The organism is Leisingera aquaemixtae, assembly GCF_006740765.1.
GTDB classification, from domain to species: domain Bacteria; phylum Pseudomonadota; class Alphaproteobacteria; order Rhodobacterales; family Rhodobacteraceae; genus Leisingera; species Leisingera aquaemixtae.
The window spans coordinates 3060368-3082761 of sequence record NZ_CP041159.1 but is presented as its reverse complement, the minus strand read 5'-3'; the positions used below and the strand labels follow the sequence as shown (position 1 = coordinate 3082761).

Annotated in this window: 18 protein-coding genes and 2 pseudogenes; 15 read left to right on the top strand and 5 right to left on the bottom strand. The window is 62.6% G+C overall.

Going from position 1 to position 22394, the window contains the following annotated elements:
* Window positions 1-89 precede the first annotated feature (89 nt).
* From R2C4_RS16820 to R2C4_RS16810, 3 genes are read left to right on the top strand one after another with little or no spacing between them, the layout of a single operon-like run.
* On the top strand, window positions 90-1109 hold the full coding sequence (locus tag R2C4_RS16820; RefSeq protein ID WP_208764498.1) for an agmatine deiminase family protein: 1020 nt from the start codon (window positions 90-92) through the stop codon (window positions 1107-1109).
* Complete coding sequence (locus R2C4_RS16815; RefSeq protein WP_141891501.1) at window positions 1106-2167, top strand: agmatine deiminase family protein; 1062 nt, start codon at window positions 1106-1108, stop codon at window positions 2165-2167. Before R2C4_RS16820 ends, R2C4_RS16815 begins: the two co-directional genes overlap by 4 nt.
* A gap of 48 nt (window positions 2168-2215) precedes the next feature.
* The gene (locus R2C4_RS16810) at window positions 2216-3094 is read left to right on the top strand and encodes a helix-turn-helix transcriptional regulator (RefSeq protein ID WP_141891500.1); all 879 of its coding nucleotides are present in this window, start codon (window positions 2216-2218) and stop codon (window positions 3092-3094) included.
* Between the two features lie 2 nt (window positions 3095-3096).
* On the opposite strand, the gene R2C4_RS16805 is transcribed toward R2C4_RS16810, so the two are convergent.
* Genes R2C4_RS16805 through R2C4_RS16795 form a run of 3 tightly spaced genes read right to left on the bottom strand, consistent with a single transcriptional unit; the run spans window position 3097 to window position 6823 of the window.
* Window positions 3097-4773, bottom strand: coding sequence for an amidohydrolase (locus tag R2C4_RS16805; protein WP_141891499.1), 1677 nt, complete (start codon window positions 4771-4773; stop codon window positions 3097-3099).
* On the bottom strand, window positions 4770-5570 hold the full coding sequence (locus R2C4_RS16800; RefSeq protein WP_141891498.1) for a carbon-nitrogen hydrolase family protein: 801 nt from the start codon (window positions 5568-5570) through the stop codon (window positions 4770-4772). The genes R2C4_RS16805 and R2C4_RS16800 overlap by 4 nt, the downstream gene beginning before the upstream one ends.
* A complete protein-coding gene (locus R2C4_RS16795; RefSeq protein WP_141891497.1) occupies window positions 5567-6823 on the bottom strand; it encodes a Zn-dependent hydrolase in 1257 nt (418 codons plus the stop codon). Before R2C4_RS16795 ends, R2C4_RS16800 begins: the two co-directional genes overlap by 4 nt.
* 346 nt (window positions 6824-7169) lie before the next feature.
* On the opposite strand from R2C4_RS16795, the gene R2C4_RS16790 reads away from it, so the two are divergent.
* Window positions 7170-7853 carry an MOSC domain-containing protein gene (locus R2C4_RS16790; RefSeq protein WP_141891496.1) on the top strand — a complete coding sequence of 228 codons (684 nt, stop codon included), beginning with the start codon at window positions 7170-7172 and terminating at the stop codon, window positions 7851-7853.
* Between the two features lie 251 nt (window positions 7854-8104).
* Here R2C4_RS16790 and R2C4_RS21270 read toward each other — a convergent pair whose 3' ends face one another.
* Complete coding sequence (locus R2C4_RS21270) at window positions 8105-8278, bottom strand: hypothetical protein (RefSeq protein ID WP_167510268.1); 174 nt, start codon at window positions 8276-8278, stop codon at window positions 8105-8107.
* 54 nt (window positions 8279-8332) lie between these two features.
* Between R2C4_RS21270 and R2C4_RS16785 the strand changes: the two are divergent.
* The 10 genes and pseudogenes from R2C4_RS16785 to fdhF form a co-directional block, all read left to right on the top strand.
* Window positions 8333-8461: pseudogene (locus R2C4_RS16785) on the top strand (integrase core domain-containing protein); the annotation flags it as partial.
* Between the two features lie 76 nt (window positions 8462-8537).
* A pseudogene (locus tag R2C4_RS21410) lies at window positions 8538-8648 on the top strand (IS110 family transposase); the annotation flags it as partial.
* A 301-nt stretch (window positions 8649-8949) separates the two neighbouring features.
* A complete protein-coding gene (locus tag R2C4_RS16780) occupies window positions 8950-9705 on the top strand; it encodes an amino acid ABC transporter substrate-binding protein (protein WP_141891495.1) in 756 nt (251 codons plus the stop codon).
* An 8-nt stretch (window positions 9706-9713) separates the two neighbouring features.
* A complete protein-coding gene (locus R2C4_RS16775) occupies window positions 9714-10388 on the top strand; it encodes an amino acid ABC transporter permease (RefSeq protein WP_141891494.1) in 675 nt (224 codons plus the stop codon).
* Window positions 10385-11134: an amino acid ABC transporter ATP-binding protein gene (locus tag R2C4_RS16770; RefSeq protein ID WP_058287689.1), complete on the top strand. Its 750-nt coding sequence runs from the start codon at window positions 10385-10387 to the stop codon at window positions 11132-11134. The genes R2C4_RS16775 and R2C4_RS16770 overlap by 4 nt, the downstream gene beginning before the upstream one ends.
* A gap of 182 nt (window positions 11135-11316) precedes the next feature.
* Entirely contained in the window at window positions 11317-12978 is a 1662-nt protein-coding gene (locus tag R2C4_RS16765) for an FAD/NAD(P)-binding protein (RefSeq protein ID WP_141891493.1), read from the top strand.
* Between the two features lie 249 nt (window positions 12979-13227).
* Entirely contained in the window at window positions 13228-13788 is a 561-nt protein-coding gene (locus tag R2C4_RS16760; protein WP_244940742.1) for a winged helix DNA-binding protein, read from the top strand.
* A 52-nt stretch (window positions 13789-13840) separates the two neighbouring features.
* Window positions 13841-14749: a LysR family transcriptional regulator gene (locus R2C4_RS16755; protein WP_141891492.1), complete on the top strand. Its 909-nt coding sequence runs from the start codon at window positions 13841-13843 to the stop codon at window positions 14747-14749.
* Window positions 14750-14844: 95 nt separating this feature from the next.
* Window positions 14845-16533 carry an NAD(P)H-dependent oxidoreductase subunit E gene (locus R2C4_RS16750; protein WP_141891491.1) on the top strand — a complete coding sequence of 563 codons (1689 nt, stop codon included), beginning with the start codon at window positions 14845-14847 and terminating at the stop codon, window positions 16531-16533.
* A gap of 3 nt (window positions 16534-16536) precedes the next feature.
* Window positions 16537-19311, top strand: coding sequence for a formate dehydrogenase subunit alpha (gene fdhF, locus R2C4_RS16745; protein WP_141891490.1), 2775 nt, complete (start codon window positions 16537-16539; stop codon window positions 19309-19311).
* Window positions 19312-19602: 291 nt separating this feature from the next.
* Here the strand turns inward: fdhF and R2C4_RS16740 are convergent, their stop codons facing one another.
* The gene (locus R2C4_RS16740) at window positions 19603-20217 is read right to left on the bottom strand and encodes a TetR/AcrR family transcriptional regulator (RefSeq protein WP_141891489.1); all 615 of its coding nucleotides are present in this window, start codon (window positions 20215-20217) and stop codon (window positions 19603-19605) included.
* Between the two features lie 130 nt (window positions 20218-20347).
* Here R2C4_RS16740 and R2C4_RS16735 point away from each other — a divergent pair, with 130 nt between their 5' ends.
* Window positions 20348-22393, top strand: coding sequence for an NADH:flavin oxidoreductase (locus tag R2C4_RS16735; RefSeq protein WP_141891488.1), 2046 nt, complete (start codon window positions 20348-20350; stop codon window positions 22391-22393).
* Window position 22394 lies beyond the last annotated feature (1 nt).

Here is a 22394-nt window from a genome sequence, read left to right as displayed (position 1 = left end):
ATCGTTTCACGTCGAATTCCGCGTTTGTCTATAATATTTGCTCACATCTATACTGTTTGGACAACATATCTTGCACGATGGAGCCCTTCATGCCCGAACAGCAAACCCCGAAATCCGCAGGCTACCGGATGCCCGCCGAATGGGCGCCGCATCTGCGTACCTGGATGATGTGGCCGACGCGCGAAGGCTTCTGGCCGGACATGGAAGAGACCCGCCGGAACTACGCCGCGGTAGCCCATGCCATCCGCGAATTTGAGCCGCTGACCATGCTGGTCGGCCCCGAAGACGCGGCAGCGGCAAAATCGCTGCTCGGATCTGACATCGAAATCCTCACCAGCCCGATCGACGACAGCTGGGCGCGCGATGCCGGGCCCTGTTTTTTGACCAATGGCAAGGGCGGCCGGGCCGGCGTGTCTTTTGGTTTCAATGCCTGGGGCGGCAAGTACCAGCCGTTCGACGGGGATGACGCTGCAGCTGACGCGATTCTGAATGCGGCCGAGGTGCCAATCTTCCACTCCGGCCTCATCGCCGAAGGCGGCGGAGTCTCTGTCGATGGCGAGGGCACCATCCTGACCACGGGCAGCTGCTTTCCCAATGCCAACCGCAATCCTGGCTGGAGCCGCGACCGTATCGAGCAGGAACTGAAGGCCATGCTGGGCGGCGACAAGGTGATCTGGCTGCCCGGCAATGCGGAGGAAACCGAAACCGACGGCCATGTCGACGGCATAGCAACCTTTGTCGCGCCGGGCGTGGTGCTGATCGAAGCGGAAGGTCCCGCGGATCACGACTGGCACAGCATCAATGCGGCCAACATCACAGCGATGGAAAACCAGACTGACGCAAAAGGCCGCGGCATCACGCTGGTAAAGATCCCTGATGCCGCCAGCGCTGTCTCAAGCGATCCGCGGTTCTGCCGCTCGTACGTCAACTCCTACATCTGCAACGGCGGCGTAGTGATGCCGGAATACGGAATCCGCGAAGACGGGCTGGTGCGTGAAGTGTTCCAGGAGCTCTTCCCCGGCCGCCGTGTATCACTGGTGCCAATCCCCGCCATCGCGATTGGCGGCGGCGGCATCCACTGCATCACCCAGCAGGAGCCTGCAGCATGACCATGCACATTTCAACCGACCTGACCGCAGCCCTTGCCAGCGGTAGAAGCCCCGGTGAGCAGGGGTTTGTCATGCCCATTGAGGCCGCGCCCCACGCGGCCTGCTGGATGGCCTGGCCCTGGGACGATCACGAGGACAATTGGGGCGCGGGCTTGGCCGCGGCGCAGGAGAATTTCGTGCGTGTTGCCACCGCCATTTCCTGTTTCGAACCGGTCCGGGTCGTTGCGCATCCAGATCACGCCGCACTTGCCCGCAGCTTGCTGCCGCCGCAGGTCGATGTGGTGCCCCTGCAGCAGGGCGACCACTGGTTCCGTGACACCGGCCCGCTGTTCGTGAAGGATGGCAAGGGGCAGATCATCGGCTCCAGCCTGATCTTCAACTGCTGGGGAGAGAAATTCCCCGATTATGAACTCGACGCGGGCATCGGCGCCGAACTGGTGCGCCATCTTGGCCTGCCGCTGTTCCAGTCCCCGCTCACTGGTGAAGGCGGCGGCTTGCATGTCGACGGCCGCGGCACGGTCATCACGACAGAGACCTGCTTCCTCAACCCCAACCGCAATCCGGGCATGACCAAGGCGGATGTGGAGCGCGAATTGTTCCATGCCATCGGCGCCCGCAAGGTCATCTGGCTGCCGGGCGATGAGGAGGAATGGATCACCGATGGCCATATCGACGGTATGCTGACCTTCGCCGCGCCGGGCAAGCTGCTGTTCGAGCGCAACCCGGACCCGGCAAATCCGCGCCACAGAGTTTGCGGGGAGAACCTGAAGGCGCTGCGCGGGCAGACCGATGCCGATGGCCGCGAAATCGAGATCGGGCTGATCGACGAGGCCTATATGGTCGAACCGGAAACCGAAACCACGGCGCTGTCTTATGTAAATGCCTACATCGCGAACGGCGGCGTGGTGATCCCGTCGTTCGATACGCCAACCGATGCAGCGGCCCGGGAAATCTTCGCAAAAGCCTTCCCCGGCCTTAAAGTCCTGCAGGTGGACATGCGGGGGATCTGCCACGCGGGCGGCGGCATCCACTGCATGACGCAGCAGCAGCCGGCTTAAACAGGGGCGGCGGCCAGGGCTTCTTTGCTATGATAACCGGAGACCACAATGTTTGACGCAGCGAACATGCAAAACACCAGCAGAACCGGAACATCAGAAAGCTTGGATGGCCTCGCCCGGGCCATCGAGCTTGTTGGGCAGGAAGGGTTTCTGGCCGCCCTCGCAGTGCTGTGCCAATCGGCATCAGGATATGACAGCACTTTCACCGCAGCGTTTTTCCCGGATCACCCGCCGGTGGAGCTGTTCGACAACCTGCCTGATGAGCACAGCGCCTCGACAATCAAGCCCTACCTGGATTTCGCCTATTTCCTGGACCCGTTTTATAACCTTTTTCTGCAGGGGGTCGGGGACCGGGTGATCACGCTTGGCGAATGCGCGCCTGACGATTTCAGGGCGTCAGAATACTACCAGACCTTCTATGCAGGCACCGGCTTGTTCGACGAAACCAGCGTGTTCATCTCCTTCGGGAATAGTGCCGCCGTGGTGATCTCTTTAGGCAGCCGGGAGGAAGGCTTCCAGCTTGCTGCGGATCAAAGGGCTGCGCTTACTGCGCTGCTGCCTTGCATTGCAGCGCTGTGCCGCCGCCATTGGCCTGCTCTGGACCCCAATTCGCTAGCCGGCAGCGGCCGCATGGGGCTGCATCTGAAAAAAACCTTTGACCGGTTCGCAAGTTCAGTGCTGAGCGGGCGCGAGGCCGAAATCGTGCAGCTGATCCTGAAAGGGCATTCCTCAAAATCGATCGCCCGCGAACTGGGCAACAGCCCGGAAACGGTCAAGGTCCACCGCAAACGCATTCACAACAAGCTGGGCATCACCTCGCAGGGGGAGCTTTTCTCGCTGTTCCTGGAGGCTTTGACCCGCGCACCCTCCAACGCGACCGATGACCCGCTCACCTATCTCGACCGGCCGGCGGGCGGGCAGCTCTAGGATCAGTCAGCAAACAGCCCCGCAGCATCAAAAACCGCCCCGCCCTGCAGCAGGGTCGCCTCAATGGCAACGCTGCTGATGCTCTCAAGCGGGATGTCCAGGATGTTTTCGCTCAAGACCACAAGATCCGCGAATTTGCCCGCCTCGATGGACCCGGTCCGGTCCGCGTGGCGCAGGGCAATAGCCGGATTGATGGTCATCGCCTCGATGGCTGCGGCAACATCCGGCAGCCCGTTGCGCTCCCGGCTGACAGCAGTTTCGATCTTGATCAGCGGATTCAGCTCATCCGCATCCCAATCGCTGGAGAGCGTAACGGTCGCCCCCGCCGCCAGCAGCGCCCCTGCGGGCAGCAGCAGGTCAGTCCGGCCGCCGATGAATTCCGCTATGAAGGCCTCATAGTCTTTGCTCACGGCGCTCGGCGCCAGCTGCAGATCGGCAATGGCCCCAAGTTCGGCGAACCGCGGGTAATCCGTCGGATCGGCAAGATAGAGATGGGTCAGCCGGTGCGGCCCGGCCTCCGGCGCGGCCTGGGCAATCGCATCCAGCGCCAGACGGGCGCCATAGTCGCCTGTCACGTGGAAATGCAGCTGGAAGCCCGCCGCCGACAAATCCCGCGCGGCCCGCATCAGCACCTCTTTCCCGAAATACAGATAGCCGTATTCCTCGCCCTCCGGCAGGCCCAGATCTGTCTCATAAGGTTGCAGCAAGGCGCCAGTCGCCTGGCTCAGGATGCCGTCGACATAAATCTTGGCCACATTAAAGCGCACCAGCCGGTCCGGGTCATTGTGGTAGAGCTTCTTGAGTTCGGAAAGTTGCCCGTCGAGCGGGCGGTCGGGGTAGATGTAGAAGGCGTTCGAGGCCCGCACAGTCAGCGCGCCAGAATCCTCGGCCCGGTCCCAGACCTCGTGATGGCCCTGGGGCCAGTAGCCGCCCGCATCGCTGATTGAGGTGATCCCGTTGGCATTCAGTTCCGCCGCTGCATTCAGCAGGCTGTCATAGGCGAAGTCCAGGTTCTCTTGGGTGGGCGGGAAGGCAAGCGTGCGCAGGTTGTGCGGCGCGTTTTCCAGCACCACCCCGTTGGGCCGGCCGCCGGCCCCGCGCAGGATGATATTGCCATTGGCGGCATCCTCAGCCGTGTCATACCCCGCCGCCTGCAGGGCCAGGGAGTTGGCCCAAGCCCCATGGCCGATGTCATCCAGGATCATCACCGGGCGGTCCGGCGACAGTGCGTCAAGCACCTCCACCGGATTGGGATGCAGCTCCAGCAGATTGACCATGTTCAACCCGGCGCCCAGCACCCAAGCGCCGGTCCCGCCCTTCCCGGCGCAGTCCCGCACCGTGGCCTTGTAGCCTGCAAGGGTATCGAAGGGTTCAAAGGGGCAAAGCACTGCGTTTACCCCGGCCTCCACCGCATGCAGGTGAATGTCCTGAAACCCCGGAAGCACCATCCGCCCGCCCAGGTCCACGATTTCAGCCCCTTCGCCCGCGGCGGCGAGGACCTCGGCCTCGCTGCCGACGGCGCTGATCTTGCCGTCTTCGCCTATGGAAAGAGCCTCAGCCCAGCTGCGCGCCTCATTGACCGTGTAGATTTCCGCATTGGTCAGCACCAGCGTTTCCGCCCATGCCGCACTGGCTGCCAAACCGGCCATACCCGCCGCAATAGTGCAGAGATGTTTCATGGCGCACCTTTCTTTTCTTTCACCTTGTCAAGTATATACCGAGGATATGCGGCTTTGGCTTTCCGCGCCGCACTGACGCTGATGGAGACCGTCGCATAGGGCCGCTCCTTGCTTGTGACCGCCAGAAGCCCTCCATCCGGGTCTGCCGCCACCGACAGGCCTTCAAAGTCAAAACCCTCAGCACCCGGATAGGTGAAATTGGACGACAGGACATAACATCCGGTTCGCACCGCCAATGCGCGGGCTCCCGCTATCCAAACATCGCTGCCAAGGTCCGGCGTCGCGCGCGGGACCAGCAGCACATCGGCTCCCGCTCGCGACAGGCGGCAAGCATGGTCCCAATCCCACAGCTCGGTGCAGATGGCAAAACCGAGCCGCACCCCGTTCCAGTCCAGCGGCACGGCTTGCTGCTTGCCCGCATCATACCAGCGGCTCTCCCAATAGCCTTCCTCTTCTGGCAGTGCTGCCTTCTCATGCGGCTCCGCGGCAATCCGGCCGTCTTGCCACAAGAAGGCACGGTTTAATGGCTGGCCGGCCGGACCCAGAACGGGCCGTGACCCTGCCAATGCCGTTCCCGCCAGCGCTCCGAGTTCATCCAAGCCGCTTTCGTGGTCACGGACGGACTGTTCCCACAGCGTGGCATCGCGCTCCGGGCTGGCTGCCAGCCAAGGGCACAGCGGCATTTCCGGCAACAGTATCATATCGCTCTGCTCCGCCGCCGCATGGGCGGCCAGTGCTGCTGCCTGCGCTGCCCTGGCTTCCGGCCTTGGGTCCCAATCCGCAATGGTGATCCTCATGCCGCCGCTCCCGCCGGCGTCTGGGTGCCCGCCATCTGCAATGCGAGGTCCAGCAGCACATTCGCACCGGCCTGAACATGCTCCGGTGCCGTGTATTCCTGCTCATTGTGGCTGATGCCACCGCGGCAGGGCACGAAAATCATCGTTGCAGGCACCACTTTGGCAAGATGGAACGCATCATGCCCGGCACCGGACACCATGTCCCGGGCGGCATAGCCCCGCGCTGCGGCGCTGGCCTGCACCGCGCCGGTCAGCTGCGGGTCGAACGCCACCACAGGCGAATGCCAGATCTGCTTAAGGCTGATGCCTACGCCGTCCGCTGTCTTGTCTAGCCTGGCAATCCCCTCTGACAAGGCGTCATGCATCCGCTGCAAGGCAGCTTCATCGGGATGCCGCAAATCGACTGATAACCGGACTTGGCCGGGCATCACATTGATGGAGCCGGGCCGCGTTTCAATCACGCCGACGGTTGCGCGTGCATCCGGATCCGCCAGGCCGATCTGGTAAACCAGCTGTGTCACCGCCGCCAGATGCCGAACCGGATCACGCCGCATTGCCATGGGCATCGGCCCCGCATGGGTCTCTTCGCCGCTCAGTGCCAGGGAATACCAGCGGATCGCTTGCCCGCCGGTAACAACGCCGATGGTCTTATCTTCCTGCTCAAGAATTGGACCCTGCTCGATATGCAGTTCCAGATAGCTGCCGATGGCGCGGCTGCCCGGCTCAATACCGCCAGCATAGCCAAATCTTTCGAGTTCCTGCGCAACCGAGATGCCGGATGCGTCGGTCACCGCCAGTGTCTCGGCAAGCGAATGCACGCCGCAATGAACGCCCGAGCCCATCATGGCGGGCTGAAACCGGGCGCCTTCCTCGTTGGTCCACACCGCGATCTCCACCGGCGCTTCTGTTGCAATTGCAAAGTCTTCAAGCGTTTCCAGCACTTCCAGCCCGGCCAGCACCCCCAGCACGCCGTCGAACCGGCCGCCGTTGGGCTGCGTGTCCAGATGGCTGCCGATGACCACCGGAGGCGCCGCCGGGTTCCGGCCGGCCCGGCGTGCGAACAGATTGCCGATCTTGTCGAAAACCGCTGTGAAGTTGCGGTTCCCGCACCATGCCAGAAACAGCTCACGGCCGTCTTCGTCATCCTGGCTGAGCGCCAGCCGGTGCGAACCACCGTTCTCGGATGCTCCGATTTCAGCCAAATCCTTCAAACGGGACCAAAGCCGCGCGCCGTCCACCGAATACTCTGTCATCGAACGCTCCTGCAAATTTCCGGAAATACCCGTATGATCCACGCCCGGACAGCTTCCCGGTAGTCCCCCTTCAGTGGGACTGGCAGGCTGCCGGGCAGGGCTCCCGGGTTTTTCCGTCAGCTGACTGCAGTTCAGGAGGCAGCAGTGGCGCACTCTTTTTTGCGCCGCATCCGGCATCACCCTGCTGTTGGTCTGTCTGGGCGGTGCGCTCCTTTGGTCACCGCTACCCCATTTGGGTTAGCTGCCTTGCGGGGCGGCCTGGGATAGCATCCCATTATTTTCCACGTGTCATGTAGTGCGGTACCCGGCAGGGCAGCCGTGCTGACGCCGAAACCGGGAAAATCCTATGTGCCGCGGCCTGGATGTGCCGAGCCGTGGCAGCGTGCTGAAATCACGGAACGACAAGGCCAAAGAGGCAAGGCAGATGACCATTCTCAACCCAACGAAAATCAGCGGATCCGTGACCGCGCTTTACGCCAACAGCGATGCCGGCGACGAAAGCCTTGCCACGCGGAGGATCGACAGGAGCACTATCACCTTTGAGGGTATGGCAGAGGACCGGCACGCCGGACTCGTCGCCGAGGCTGATGTGCGGTTCCGCCGTCAATATCCGGCCGGGACTCCGATCCGAAATACACGGCAGATTACCATTCTCTCGGCTGAGGACCTGGACCATATCCGCCGCCATATGGATCTGCCCCGGTTCGATGCAGGCTGGATCGGCGCCAACATCGTGGTGGCAGGCATACCCGATTTGACCCTGCTGCCACCATCATCGCGGCTCCTTTTCAGTTCGGGCGCGGCGCTGGTCGTGGACAATGAAAACCGCCCCTGCCGGTATCCCGGAGACGAGATCGACAAGCATTATCCAGGCAAGGGCAAACGTTTCGTAAAAGCAGCCACTAACCGCCGGGGTCTTGTAACCTGGGTCGAAAGGGAGGGCGGGATCGCAACCGGGGATCAAGTCGCTTTGCATCTGCCGCCGCTTCGAGTGTACCCGCACGCCCGACAGTGCTCTTTTGAGACGTAGCTGTGCCAAGCTACACGCTATAAGCGAGAAACCAACAGCAGCAGATGAAGCTGCACGAAGGTTGCAATCTGCCACCAAGACATTGCAGGTAGTCCGGAGAATCTGCCCACACTTTTCAACCCCCGCGATATGCGCAAAGTTGCCGTTAGCTGTGCTCTATCATACGTTGATATCATTGCGGTGAGGGCAGGTAGGATACGGCGGTTGCCTGCACCCGCAATCAAAACAATTTTATAAGATAAATCAAAGTCTTATAATGCTCTGTCCGGGGCCTTCTTCGTGTTTGGGCCTTCCGCACCTGCCGCCAGACACAGGAGACCCGCCAGGTCGCCCTCCAGGGTCAGGTCCAGGCCAGTGACCTCCGCCGCAGGCGTCAGCACGATCCGCTCCACCAGCGCCCGCAGCGCCTCTTTAGCTACCTCCATGCCTTCGGCTGAGCCAAGGTTCCTGATCGGCCGGGACACTCGCTCCCGGTACGCGAGGCCCAGATCATTATCGAAAGCTGGAGAACACACTACAACACCAAACGGCCCCACAGTGCTCTGGGCTACCGCCCGCCTGCGCCAGAGGCCATCGTCCTGATGGACCAAAGGCCAACCATGCACTAACTTTCAATTTGGACCACTCAAGTGGGGCTACTTAAATTTCATGCCCGCTAAGCCTATGGCAGTGATGGCGTGGTACTGCGCTGCCACCAGAAGGCCGACTATACACTTCGTACTGCTGAGCAGCGAGGAAACGCAGGGCGTCGGCGGCGTCTTTTCTGTCCGAGATCTGCTAATTCGACAACGTGGGTAGGCGATCAATGCTTGCTTAGGTCACCCTACTGGCCAAGGCGCGTTTGATTTGTCCTGATCCCGAGGGCCCCTGAAAAGCGGCTGCTTCCGGCTGCTCAGAAAGTCGCGATTATGGAAGGGAGAAAATTCTGCGGACCTCGGGCTTGAAAAGACATGCGTTGCGCGCCTTGCGTCTGGACCAAAATGCATGTTTCCCTTAACGGCGCGAGGCCAAAGGGCTGTTTTTCATTTGACCAAACGGTTGAAACATCGTGCTGGACCCTCACTTTATGGCGGATCACTCAGACAGGAACAGACCTATGCTAAAATCCCTTACTTTCGGCGCGCTTACCGCCGCCGTGCTGGGCACCGCCGCCATCGCCGAGACTGAACAGCTGCGGGTTGGGATGTCGGGGGGCTACTTCCCGTTTACCTTTGTCAAACAGGACAAGCTGCAAGGTTTCGAAGTCGATGTGATGGACGCAGTGGGCGAAGTGGCCGGTTTGGACATCGCATATGAGACCATGACCTTTTCCGGGCTGGTCGGGGCGCTGGAATCCGGACGGATCGATACCATTGCAAACCAGATCACGATCACGCCGGAGCGCGAGGCAAAATTTGCCTTCAGTCAGCCCTATGTGATCGACGGGGCGCAAGTCGTCGTGCGCAAGGGCAATGATGAAGTCGGGTCGGTCGAAGACCTTCGCGGCCGGTCGGTTGCGGTCAACCTCGGCTCAAACTTCGAGCAGCTGCTGAACGAGCTGCCTTATGCGGAAGACATCGACATCCGCACTTACGAGAGCAATATTGCTCAGGACACCGCGCTTGGACGGGTCGATGCCTTTGTGATGGACCGCGTGTCGTCGGTCCAGCTGATCAAGGAAAGCCCGCTGCCTCTGGAACTGGCCGGGGCGCCGTTCTCCGAGATCCGCAATGCGCTGCCGTTTGCAGATACCGAAGAGGGGCGCGCGCTGCGTGACCGGATCGACGCAGCCCTGGACACGCTGCGGGCGGATGGCACGTTGACCGAAATCTCCATGAAGTGGTTCGGTTCTGACATTACAGTTGCGCAATAGAACAGACGATGCGGGCGCTCGACTTCGATTACATGCTTGGGCTTGTGCCCGTCATCCTTTCCTACGTTCCGATCACCCTGGCAATGGCCGGCGCATCCATGGTGCTTGCGCTGGCCCTTGCCTCGCTGCTGGCGGTCGAACGGGTCATCAGGGTGCCGGTGCTGGACAATCTGGTTGTTCTGTTCATCAGCTTCTTCCGCGGCACCCCGCTGCTGGTGCAGCTGTTTCTGTTCTATTTCGGCCTGCCGCAGCTGCTGCCGGCGCTTGCCAATATCAACGGCGTCACGGCCGCGATCATGGGGCTTACGCTTCATTTCGCCGCTTACATGGCCGAGAGCATCCGGGCCGCTATTGCGGGGGTCGACCGCAGCCAGTGGGAGGCGGCGCAATCTATCGGCATGACACAGGCGCAGATGATGCGCCGCATTATTCTTCCGCAGGCCGCGCGGATCGCGGCGCCGACGCTGGTGAACTACTTCATTGATATGATCAAGGGCACCTCGCTCGCCTTCACGCTTGGCGTTACCGAAATGATGGGCGCAGCCCAAAAGGAGGCGGCTGGCAGCTTCCTCTATTTCGAGGCGTTTCTGGTGGTTGCCGTCATCTACTGGATCATGGTTGAGGTGCTGAGCCAGGTGCAGGGCCGGCTGGAAACCCGTCTGAACAAGGCTTTTGCGCGATGATTTCAATCCGGGGACTGACCAAGTCGTTTCGCGGCGCGCCGGTGCTGCGCGGCATCGACCTTGATATCGAAGACGGCGAAAAGGTTGTTGTGATCGGCCCGTCCGGAACCGGGAAGTCGACGCTGCTGCGGAGCCTGAATTTTCTCGACGTGCCGGATGCGGGGCAAATAACCGTCGGCGATCTGACCGTTGATGCCGCGCGGGCGTCCAAGTCCGATATCCTGGCCTTGCGCCGCCGCACCGGGTTTGTGTTCCAGAACTACGCGCTTTTTGCCAACAAGACGGCAAAAGAGAACATCATGGAGGCGCTTGTCACCGTGCAGAAGCGCCCCCGCGCCGAGGCTGAGGAGCGCGCGCTGTCGGTGCTGCGCGAAACCGGGCTGGCCGAGAAGGCGGACAGCTATCCGGCGGCTTTGTCCGGCGGCCAGCAGCAGCGCGTGGGCATTGGCCGCGCGATGGCCTTAGGTGCCGAAGTCCTGCTGTTTGACGAGCCGACCTCGGCGCTGGACCCGGAATGGGTGGGTGAGGTGCTGGACTTGATGCGGCGGGTCGCCGAGAAAAGCCAGACTATGATCATCGTCACCCACGAAATGCAGTTCGCGCGCGAAATCGCGGACCGTGTCGTTTTCATGGACGGCGGCAAGATCGTTGAAGCCGGTCCGCCAAGTCAGATCTTTGATGCGCCCCGGGACGATCGGCTGAGGCGGTTCCTGAAACGGGTCGGCCGCGAGCAAGGGGCCGGATAAAGGCCGAAGGGGCATCGGTGCCTGAACGGCCTTCAAATATTACCCGGCTGCATCCCCGCAGGCCCTGACCAAAATGCCTTTGCAGGAAAAACGCGCCCTGACCCCAGGCGCGATAATGTCTTGCACTGCGGAGCCGCCGCAGACCAAGGTGGCGAAACCATGCTGGGTGAGGGAGTGCATGAATGGGGCGGGACCGGCGCCGGGTTGCGATCGTTGGATTCGGGCCGCGCGGCCTGGCAGCGCTGGAGGCGCTGGTGTGCCGTGCCTCCGGGGCAGGCGCAGCCTTGGCGGTGGATGTCTTCGAGCCGTCAAGCTGGCCTGCGTCGGGTCCAAGCTTCAGTCCCGGCGAAAGTGAAACCTGCCTGCTGAACCTGCCGGTGCGCAGTATAGATCTGCCGCCGCCGCCATTCGCGCGCGAGGGGGAAGGCAGTTTTGCCGATTGGATGGGCCTAACCGGCGGCGATGGCGAGGCGTATCTGCCGCGGGCCAGGCTTGGCGCCTATCTGAACGCCCGGTTCGAGACGCTTCTTGCGCAGTTGCCAGGCCACATAACCGTGACCCGGCGCGCAGTGCGGGTGACTGAGGCCCGGCGCGGCGGGGAGGGCTGGCACCTGTATGCGCAAGGCGTGGCTCATGGCCCGTACGGCCATGTGCTGCTGTCGCTTGGCCAGCCTGAAACTGCCAGCGATGATCAGCTCTGCCGCTGGCAGGATCACGCGGACCGCCATTCTTTGCCCTTGAGGCCTGCCTATCCGGGAAAAGGGCTGATAGATGCGGCCGAGGACTGGGCGGGCCGGGTGGTCGGCATACGCGGCATGGCGCTGTCGGCGCTTGATGTGGTCCGCATGCTGACGTTGGGACTGGGGGGCAGGTTCGCAGGCAGCAGTTACATCGCGTCGGGACGGGAACCGGCCAGGATCGTGCCGTTCTCGCTGGATGGGCACGCACCCGCCCCGAAACCTCTGAATGCAAAGCTGGATGCGCGGTTTGATCCCTCGCAAGAGGAAAGCGCGGCCTTCGAAGAGGCCTTGCGTGCCGGCTTGTCTGAGCAGCCCGGGTCCGGACTGGAGCCGGTGCGCGGCGTGCTTGAAAGCGCGGCACTGCGCGTCATCCGCGCAGGTGGAGGCGCGGTTCAGCCTGACGAGGTGCGCGAGTGGCTGGAGCTGGAAAGCGAACGCCCCGGCAGCCAGGAGCAGCGGGGAACGCTGGACGCCCTGCGCGCGGGAATCTCCCAGGCCGAGGGGCGGGAGCCGCCCGCCGTCGGTTATACGATCGGCCAGCTTTGGCGGAAATGGCAGCCGCTGCTGCGCCACGTGTTTGACAGCGCTTCTGTGTCTGCCGCCACGGCGCAGGAATTTGTGAGTTTCGACGACGGGCTCAAGCGTTACTCCTATGGTGCGCCGGTGGAAACCGCCCGTCAGTTGCGGATCTTGATCGAAACCGGGCTGGTGGATCCGCGTGCCGCGGACGATCCCGATATCACGCTTACCCCGCGGGGCTGGAAGCTGCACAGCGGCGGGCATACGGTCACCGCCAGTGTCATGATTGACGCTGTGCTGCCCCAGCCTGCGCTGGCCCCCGTCACGGAACCGCTGGTGGCCGGGCTGCGGCAGGACCTGTCGCTGAAACCCTTGGGTGACGGTTTGGGCGCGCGCTGTGCCCCCGATGCTGCGCTGATCGCGGCAGACGGGGTGCGGGTGGCCGGGCTCGCGCTGGTGGGCCGTCTGGCGAACGGCAGCGCTATCGCCACGGATTCGATTCATGACTGTTTCGGCAGCATCCCTGACCGATGGGCGCAGAGCGTGCTTTCGGCGCTTCCGGCCCAGGGGGCATCCCCGTCCTGATCTCCGGTCCAGATGCAGACGGCGGCCGCGGTGTTTTAGCAGGTCTGCCAGCGGGCGCCGCGCTGCCGTCAGGGCAACGGATTGCGCTGCCGGGTATTGAAGTCCGGAGGAATTGGTTGGATAAGTTCCGGGCAATTTGAGATGGATTTTCAATAAGGGGGCAGTGCCTCTGTGTGCTGTGGCCCTGGCGCGTATTCCCGTGCCGGGCAAGGCGCGCTGGTGTCTCCTGTATTCTGATCTGCAGTTTTCATGCCCGTTTGGGCCGCATTTTTTTGGAGCTGTTCCTTGAATAACAACGTCGACCCATACCCGTTATCATACCTGACCGCGGAGCCAGCCGCTGACGGGCTGCATCGGCTGGAGATGGCGGTGCAGCGGGCCGGCGAGGGCCTGACCCGATGGCAGGCCGGGTGCCTGGAGCAGGTCAGCGGCGTGTCTTTGGCTGGTGCCGAGATTACCCTGCTGCTGCTGATCGGCAGTGGCAGGCGGCCAAAATCCATCAAGGAGCTGGCGCGTGCAACCAACCGTGTGGATATCCCGAATATCCAGTATTCCTTGCGCAAGCTGGCGTCGGCAGGACTGACCCGCAAACAGGGGGCTGGCCGTTCGGGGGTGACCTACAGCCTGACTGACGAAGGCTGCCATCTGGCCGGTAAGCTGAACACTCTTCGTGAACGCCTGCTGACGCAGGCTATTGAGGGGCATTCTGAATTGGCCGGGCGGTTGCGGGGAGCTGCCGATGTGCTGGAAGAACTGGTTGAACTGTACGGCGCAGCAGCGCAGCAGACAGAAGCGCCGAGCAAGGACTGACAGGGCGGCGAACCCATTGCAGCGGCTTGCGGCGGCGGCGTAAGGTGCTGCCATGATCGAACTCAAAGACCTTCAGCTGCTCACCGCATTGGCGCGGCATCAGCATTTTGCCAAGGCCGCCGCCGACTGCGGCATGTCGCAGCCGGCCTTCTCCATGCGGATCCGCAATCTGGAGGAGCGGCTGGGCCTGTCCATCGTGCGCCGTGCCAACCGTTTTCAGGGGCTGACCGAAGAGGGCTTGATGATCGTGCGCCGGGGGCGTTCGATTCTGGATGATGCAAAGGCGCTGGAACAGGAGATCGCCGCGTCGCGCGGCGAAGTGACCGGCACGCTGGTGCTTGGGGTGGTGCCCACTGCCACCGCCTGGGCGGCGCAGCTGGTGGATCAGGTGCATCAGGCCTATCCGCGGATTCTGGCCCGGGTGGAGGTGACCACCTCGTTGGCTATCCAGCAGCGCCTTTATGATGGTACAATTGACGCAGGTATTACCTACGCCGAGAGCCTGGGTCAGGACCTGGTGACAGTGCAGCCGCTGTATGACGAAAGCTATGTGCTGCTGGCGCCCGAAGAGATGGTGGCGGGCCGCGGCGACACGATAAGCTGGGCCGAGGCCGCTGATTTGCCGCTGAGCTTACTGGACCAGCAGATGCAGAACCGCCGCATTCTGGACCGCATCTTTGCCGATCTGGACCTGAGGCCGGAAATCGTGTCCGAGTCCAACGGTTTTATGGCGTCGATGGTGCTGGCGCGCGAAGGGTCGGCGGCAACGATTCTGCCGCGGGCGCTGATGCAGGCCCTGGGAGAGCTGGGGGGAACCCGGGTTCTTGGGCTGACCGCGCCGGAACAATCGCGGCCGATCTGCATTGCAACGCTGGACCGGACCCCGGAATTGACCACGGTCCGGGCGCTGAAAGAGGTTGTTGCGACGTTTGTGGACGATGGGATGCCGCAAATGGCGTGATAATTTATACTTATTGTGCAATCGGTTTTCTAGATTTGACGATATTCATTCTTGATGGCATTTCGGAATGAAATACGTGCTGACTGGAGGACCCCATGGCACCATTGGATGATAGCAAGGGCGTATGGAAGTCCGGCCGCGGCAAGGGGCGCAAGACGCCCAAAGGCCGCCAGGTCGACGACATCGCGCTGAGCGAGGTTCAGGACCTGCTGGGGGACCGCCCGCGCAACCGTGACCTAATGATCGAGTTCCTGCACCTGATCCAGGACAAATACGGCCATCTGAGCGCCGCGCACATCCGGGCGCTGGCTGAGGAGATGCGCACCGGTCAGGCAGAGATCTACGAGGTGGCCAGCTTCTATGCCCATTTCGATGTGGTGAAGGAGGGTGAGGCCCCGCCGCCGGCACTGACCATCCGGGTGTGTGACTCGCTGTCCTGTGAGTTGGCGGGGGCACAGCAGCTGCAGAAGGCGCTGGAAGATGGGCTGGATGCCTCTCAGGTCCGCGTGCTGCGCGCACCCTGCATGGGCCGCTGCGACACTGCGCCGGTTCTGGAAATCGGCCACAACCACATCGACCACGCCACCGTGGAAAAGGTCGAGGCAGCGATTGCTGCCGATGACACCCACGCCCATATCCCGGAGTATGAAACCTTCGCCGCTTATGAGGCGGATGGCGGCTATGCCACGCTGAAAGGCCTGCGCGCGAATGGCGACTGGGAAGCGGTTCAGGCGAAGGTCAAAGAAGCCGGTCTGCGCGGTCTGGGCGGCGCTGGCTTCCCGTCCGGCACCAAATGGGGTTTTGTGCGCGCCAACGAAGGTCCGCGTTACTTGGCCGTGAATGGCGACGAGGGCGAGCCCGGCACTTTCAAAGACCGCTACTACCTAGAGCGCACTCCGCATGTCTTCCTCGAAGGCATGCTGATTGCCGCCTGGGCGGTCGAGGCCGAGAAAGCCTTTATCTACATGCGCGATGAATATCCGGCGGTGCTGGAAATCCTGCGCCGTGAGATCAAGGCGCTGGAAGAGGCCGGCATTGTCGAGGCAGGTTACATCGACCTGCGCCGCGGGGCAGGGGCCTATATCTGCGGTGAAGAAAGCGCGATGATCGAGTCGATCGAGGGCAAGCGCGGCGAGCCGCGCCACCGTCCGCCGTTTGTGGCACAGGTGGGTGTCTTCGGGCGTCCGACCCTCGTCCACAACGTGGAAACCCTCTACTGGGTCGCCAAGATCTGCCGCGAAGGGCCTGAGTGCCTGAATTCGGTTGAGAAGAACGGCCGCAAGGGCTTGCGCAGCTACTCGGTCTCGGGCCGCGTGAAGAACCCGGGCGTGCATCTGCTGCCCGCCGGCTCCACAATCACCGACATTATTGAGGCCTGCGGCGGTATGCTGGATGGCCACGCCTTCAAGGCTTACCAGCCGGGCGGCCCCTCCTCGGGCCTGCTGCCTGCATCGATGAATGATATCCCGCTCGACTTCGACACGCTGCAGCCGCATGGCACCTTCATCGGCTCCGCTGCTGTGGTGGTGCTGTCCGATCAGGACTCGGCCCGCGATGCGGCGCTGAACATGCTTCGCTTTTTCGAGGATGAAAGCTGCGGTCAGTGCACCCCTTGCCGGGTGGGATGCGAGAAAGCCGTCAAGCTGATGAGCGAGAAGAAGTGGGATCAGGGCCTGCTGGAAGAGCTGAGCACCGCGATGGTCGACGCTTCGATCTGCGGTCTGGGCCAGGCTGCGCCGAACCCGATCCGCCTGACCATGAAACATTTTCCGGATGAGGTCTGAGCCATGAGCGATAACGTCACATTCACACTCGATGGCGAACAGGTCACGGCGGAAAAGGGCCTGACCATCTGGGAAGTCGCCAACGGCCGCGGGCTGAAGATCCCGCATCTGTGCCACAAGCCGCAGCCGGGCTACCGCCCGGACGGCAACTGCCGCGCCTGCATGGTGGAGATCGAAGGCGAGCGCACGCTGGCCGCCTCCTGCATTCGCGAACCCGCCGAGGGCATGGTTGTAACCACCAACAACGCGCGCGCCGAAAACGCTCGCAAGATGGTGATGGAACTGCTGGTCGCCGACCAGCCCAAGCGGGAAGAGGCGCACGACAAATCCTCCCACATGTGGGATATGGCAGAGCTGAACGGCGTTACTGAGAGCCGCTTCCCCAAGCTGGAAGAGGGCCGCATCCCGCTGCTGGACGACAGCCATGTCGCCATGAAGGTGAATCTGGACGCCTGCATCTCCTGCGGCCTGTGCGTGCGGGCCTGCCGTGAAGTGCAGGTGAACGACGTGATCGGCATGGCCGGGCGCGGCCACAATGCCTTCCCGACTTTTGATATTGCTGACCCCATGGGCCAATCCACCTGTGTGGCCTGCGGCGAATGTGTTCAGGCCTGCCCGACCGGCGCGCTGATGCCCGCCACCGTCATGGATGAAAACCAGGTTGGCGACAGCAAGGATTACGATTCCGAAACCGAAAGCGTTTGCCCGTTCTGCGGTGTCGGCTGCAAGGTCAGCCTCAAGGTCAAGGACGGCAAGGTCAAATACGTCGACGGTATCAACGGCCCGGCGAACGAAGGCCGCCTGTGCGTCAAGGGCCGGTTTGGCTTTGACTACATCCACCACCCGCACCGCCTGACCAAGCCGCTGATCCGCCGCGACGACGCGCCTGCAAAAGGCCTGAACGTCGATCCGGGCAATCTCTCGACCCATTTCCGCGAAGCATCCTGGGAAGAGGCGATGGATCTGGCCGCCAAGGGCCTGATGCGCCTGCGCGATGAGAGCCCGAAATCGGTTGCGGGCTTCGGCTCGGCGAAATGCACCAACGAAGAGGCCTATCTCTTCCAGAAGTTCATCCGCCAGGGTTTCAAGCACAACAACGTCGACCACTGCACCCGCCTGTGCCACGCGTCGTCCGTTGCGGCGTTGATCGAAAACGTTGGCTCCGGTGCGGTGACCGCGACCTTCAACGAGATCGAAAACGCCGATGTAGCAATCGTGATCGGCTCTAACCCGATCGAGAACCACCCGGTGGCGGCGACCTATTTCAAGCAGTTCACCAAGCGCGGCGGCAAGCTGATCGTGATGGACCCGCGGGGCGTCGGCCTGCGCCGGTTTGCAACCGAGATGGTACAGTTCCGCCCTGGCGCGGATGTGTCGATGCTGAACGCGATCATGAACGTGATCGTCGAGGAAGAGCTCTACGACAGCCAATACATCCACCGCTGGACCGAGAACTGGGAGGCTGAAAAAGAGCATCTGAAGCAGTTCACGCCCGAGAAGATGTCGGAAATCTGCGGCATCAGCCCCGATCAGCTGCGCCGCGTTGCACGGATCTTTGCCGGTGGGAATGCGGGGCTGATCTTCTGGGGCATGGGGATATCCCAGCACATCCACGGGACGGATAACTCGCGCTGCCTGATCAGCCTCGCACTGATGACCGGCAATGTGGGTAAACCGGGCGCGGGCCTGCATCCGCTGCGCGGCCAGAACAATGTGCAGGGCGCGTCTGATGCGGGCCTCATTCCAATGTTCCTGCCCGATTATCAGACCGTGACCTCGGACGACGTGCGCAAGAGCTTCACCGATGTCTGGGGCGGCGGCGATTTCTCGAACGAGAAGGGCCTGACTGTGACCGAGATCGTGGACGAGGCTTATGCCGGCAACATCAAGGGCATGTACATCCAGGGCGAAAACCCGGCGATGTCCGACCCGGATGCCGACCACGCGCGCGACGCCTTTGCCAAGCTGGAGCTGATGATCGTTCAGGACATCTTCCTGACCGAGACGGCGAACTATGCCGACATTATCCTGCCGGCCTCGGCGCTCTATGAGAAGAACGGCACCGTGTCGAACACCAACCGCCAGGTGCAGCGCGTGCGGCCTGCGGTTCCGCCGCCGGGTGAGGCGCGGGAGGACTGGCAGGTCACTGTCGAACTGGCGCAGCGCATCGGCCTGCCCTGGGACTACAAGGATGTCAGCGAAGTCTTTGCCGAAATGAAGCTGAACATGAAGTCCTTGGACAACATCACTTGGGAACGTCTGGAAACCGAAACCATCACCTATCCGTCGCTGCATGAGACCGACCCCGGTCAGGCGATTGTGTTCGGTGACGGCTTCCCGCGCCCTGATGGCCGCGCCCGCTTTACCCCGGCATCGGTCATTCCGCCGGATGAGGCGCCGGATGAGGAATTCCCGATGATCATGACCACCGGCCGCCAGCTGGAGCATTGGCACACCGGGTCGATGACCCGGCGCTCCAAAGTTCTGGACGCGGTGGAGCCGGAAGCGAACTGCTCGCTCAACCCGCGCACGCTCAAGCTGATGGGCATCGAGCCGGGCGAGATGATCCGCCTGTCGACCCGCCGCGGCTCGATCGAGATCATGGCGCGGGCCGACCGGGCGATTGCCGAGGACATGGTGTTTGTGCCCTTTGCCTATGTCGAGGCGGCGGCCAACATCCTGACCAACCCCGCGCTGGACCCCTATGGCAAGATCCCCGAGTTCAAGTTCTCGGCGGTGCGGGTCGAGAAGATCGAAGGGCAGATCGCGGCCGAGTAAACTGGCACAACCGTTTGAGGAAACAGGGCGGGCGCGGAACCAAGGGTTCCGCGCCCGTTTTTCTCTGGTGGCGCCGGGCTGGCGCCCGGCGCGGCATCGCACTTCAGAACGGGGTGCCTGACCGCGAATGCCGTAACACTGTTCCGCTTCGGGCTTTGCCCGAAACGGCCCGCGCCGCGCCTTGCACGCGCGGCGCACGGCCCAACCGGCGAGCGGGCATCTACGACGCCTGCCGGCTGGCGGGAGTGTTTCTGTCAGGGGCGGTGCTGGGTGCCTAAAGTCAGGCAGGGGTCAACGGTGCCGGGCCAGGAACCGGTCGAGATCCCGCTGGGCGGGACGGGTGCCGGTGAAGACTTCTATCCAGCCGGGCATCAGTGAAATCCGGTATTCCGTGCTCTCGTGCACCTGCATCGATATATAGCCGATCTGAGTGTAGATCATGGCCCGGGCCCGGATCAGTGCATCTGCCTCCGGATACCCAAAGCGCACGAACATTTCTGTCATGGCTTTCTCGCGCCGGGCATCGGCCATGTCCAACCGTTCCTGCAGGCGGCTGTCATTGCGCCCCCAGTTGCGGATCGCCAGATCCAGGCGGGCATCAAACAGCTTTGGGTCAAGCCAGCAGTCGAACAGGTTGAAAAGCGCCTCGGCAATGCTCTCGGCATAGGCTTCGGTCCGGGCAACCAGATTGCCGGTGTTCTTCTCCTCCCAGCGGCGGATCATCGCTTCCAGCAGGGCCTCGCGGTCTTTGAAGTGCCAGTAGAAGCTGGTGCGCGACACCCCCAGCCGCTTGGCCAGCGGCATCACCTTCACCGCCTCCACACCGCTTTCGGTCAGCACGTCATAGGCGGCGGACAGCCAGTCTTCTTCGCTTAGTCGCGGGCGGGAGATGTCCTGTGTGGTCATGCCCCAAGCCTTAGCAGCCGCACCGGGCGGGGGCAACTTTTCCAGACAGGTGTGAATGTTTAATTGACACATGTGTCAGGCTGGTGTCGGATGGCACCCAGCCACGTTACCGTTCCAGGAGAGGCAGGCAATGTCCAAGGACCCGCTGCTGCAGCCGTACCAGCTCAAGCATCTGACGCTGCGCAACCGGATCATGACCACCAGCCATGAGCCGGCCTATCCCGAAGACGGGATGCCCAAGGCGCGCTATGCAGCCTACCATGCCGAGCGCGCCAAGGCGGGGGTGGCGCTGACCATGACCGCAGGATCCGCTGCGGTCAGCCGTGACAGTCCGCCAGTGTTCAACAACATTCTGGCGTACAAGGACGAAGTGGTCCCCTGGATCCGCAACCTGACGGATCAGGTGCATGAACATGGCGCAGCGGTGATGATCCAGCTGACCCACCTGGGCCGGCGCACCGGCTGGAACAAGGGGGACTGGCTGCCGTCCGTCAGCTCCTCCCGGCACCGGGAGCCGGCGCATCGGTCCTTTCCCAAGCTGGCGGAAGATTGGGACATTGCCCGCATCATCTCCGACTTCGCCGACACGGCGGAGCGGATGAAAGAGGGGGGCATGGATGGTATCGAGCTGCAGGTCTATGGTCACCTGCTGGATCAGTTCTGGTCGCCGCTGACCAATGATCTCGACGGGCCTTATGGCGGCCAGTCTCTGGACAGCCGGATGCGCATGCCGCTCGACGTGCTGCGCGCGGTCCGGGACAGGGTTGGGGAGGATTTCATCGTCGGCTTGCGGTACACTGCGGATGAGGCGCAGGCGGGCGGGATCACTCCTGAAGAGGGGATCGAAATCTCCAGGCGTCTGACGGACAGCGGCATGGTGGATTTCCTCAATGTGATCCGCGGCCGCATCCACACCGATCCCGCGATGACTGACGTGATTCCGGTGCAGGGCATGAAATCGGCACCGCATCTGGATTTTGCAGGTGAGGTGAAGAAGGCCACCGGTATGCCGACATTCCACGCTGCCCGCATCCCGGATGTGGCGACCGCCCGCCATGCGGTGGCCAGCGGATTGCTGGACATGGTCGGCATGACCCGCGCCCATATGGCGGATCCGCATGTTGTCAGGAAAATCATCGAGGGGCGCGAAGACGACATCCGCCCCTGCGTCGGCGCCACCTACTGTCTGGACAGGATCTACCAGGCAGGGGAGGCCCTTTGCATCCACAACGCCGCCACCGGGCGCGAACTCACAATGCCCCACGAAATCCCCGCGGCAGCGACACATAAGAAGGTGGTGATTATCGGGGCCGGCCCAGGCGGGCTGGAGGCGGCGCGCGTCGCCGCAGAGCGGGGCCATGATGTGACCGTCTTTGAGGCAGCCGCTGAGCCGGGCGGTCAGGTCCGCCTGACGGGACAGAACCCGCGCCGGGCTGAAATGATCGGCATTATCGATTGGCGCATGGCGCAATGCGCGGCCCGGGATGTGGCGTTCCGCTTCAATACCTGGGCTGAGGCGGAGGATGTGATGGCCCTGGACCCGGATGTCGTGATCGTGGCGACTGGCGGGATGCCAAACATGATGCTGCATGAAACCCGGTCGGACCTGCCGCATGCGGTGTCCAGCTGGGACATCATTTCGGGCGATGTAAAACCTGCCGGGCATGTTCTGGTCTATGATGAAAGCGGCGATCATCCGGGGCTGATGGCGGCAGAAACCGCGGCTGGGGCAGGAGCCCGGGTGGAGGTCATGACACCTGACCGGACCTTTGCGCCGGACATCATGGGCATGAACCTCGTGCCCTATATGCGGGCGCTGCAGGACAAGGACGTGAGGTTCACTGTTGCCCGCCGCCTGCTGGGCATCAGCCGCAGCGGCAACCGGCTGACCGCCGCCATCGGCACCGACTACAGCGGCCACACTTATTGTGCGGAGTATGATCAGGTGGTGGTCAATTATGGCACGCTGCCGCTGGACAGCCTGTACTTTGCGCTGAAGGAGCGGGCATCCAACCGCGGCGAGGTCGACCACGATGCCCTGATTGCGGGCCGCCCGCAGGCAGTCACGTCCAACCCGGCGGGCCGGTTCCAGCTGTTCCGGATCGGTGATGCAGTTTCTGCGCGCAATACCCATGCGGCGATCTATGACGCGCTGCGGCTTGTGAAGGACATCTGAC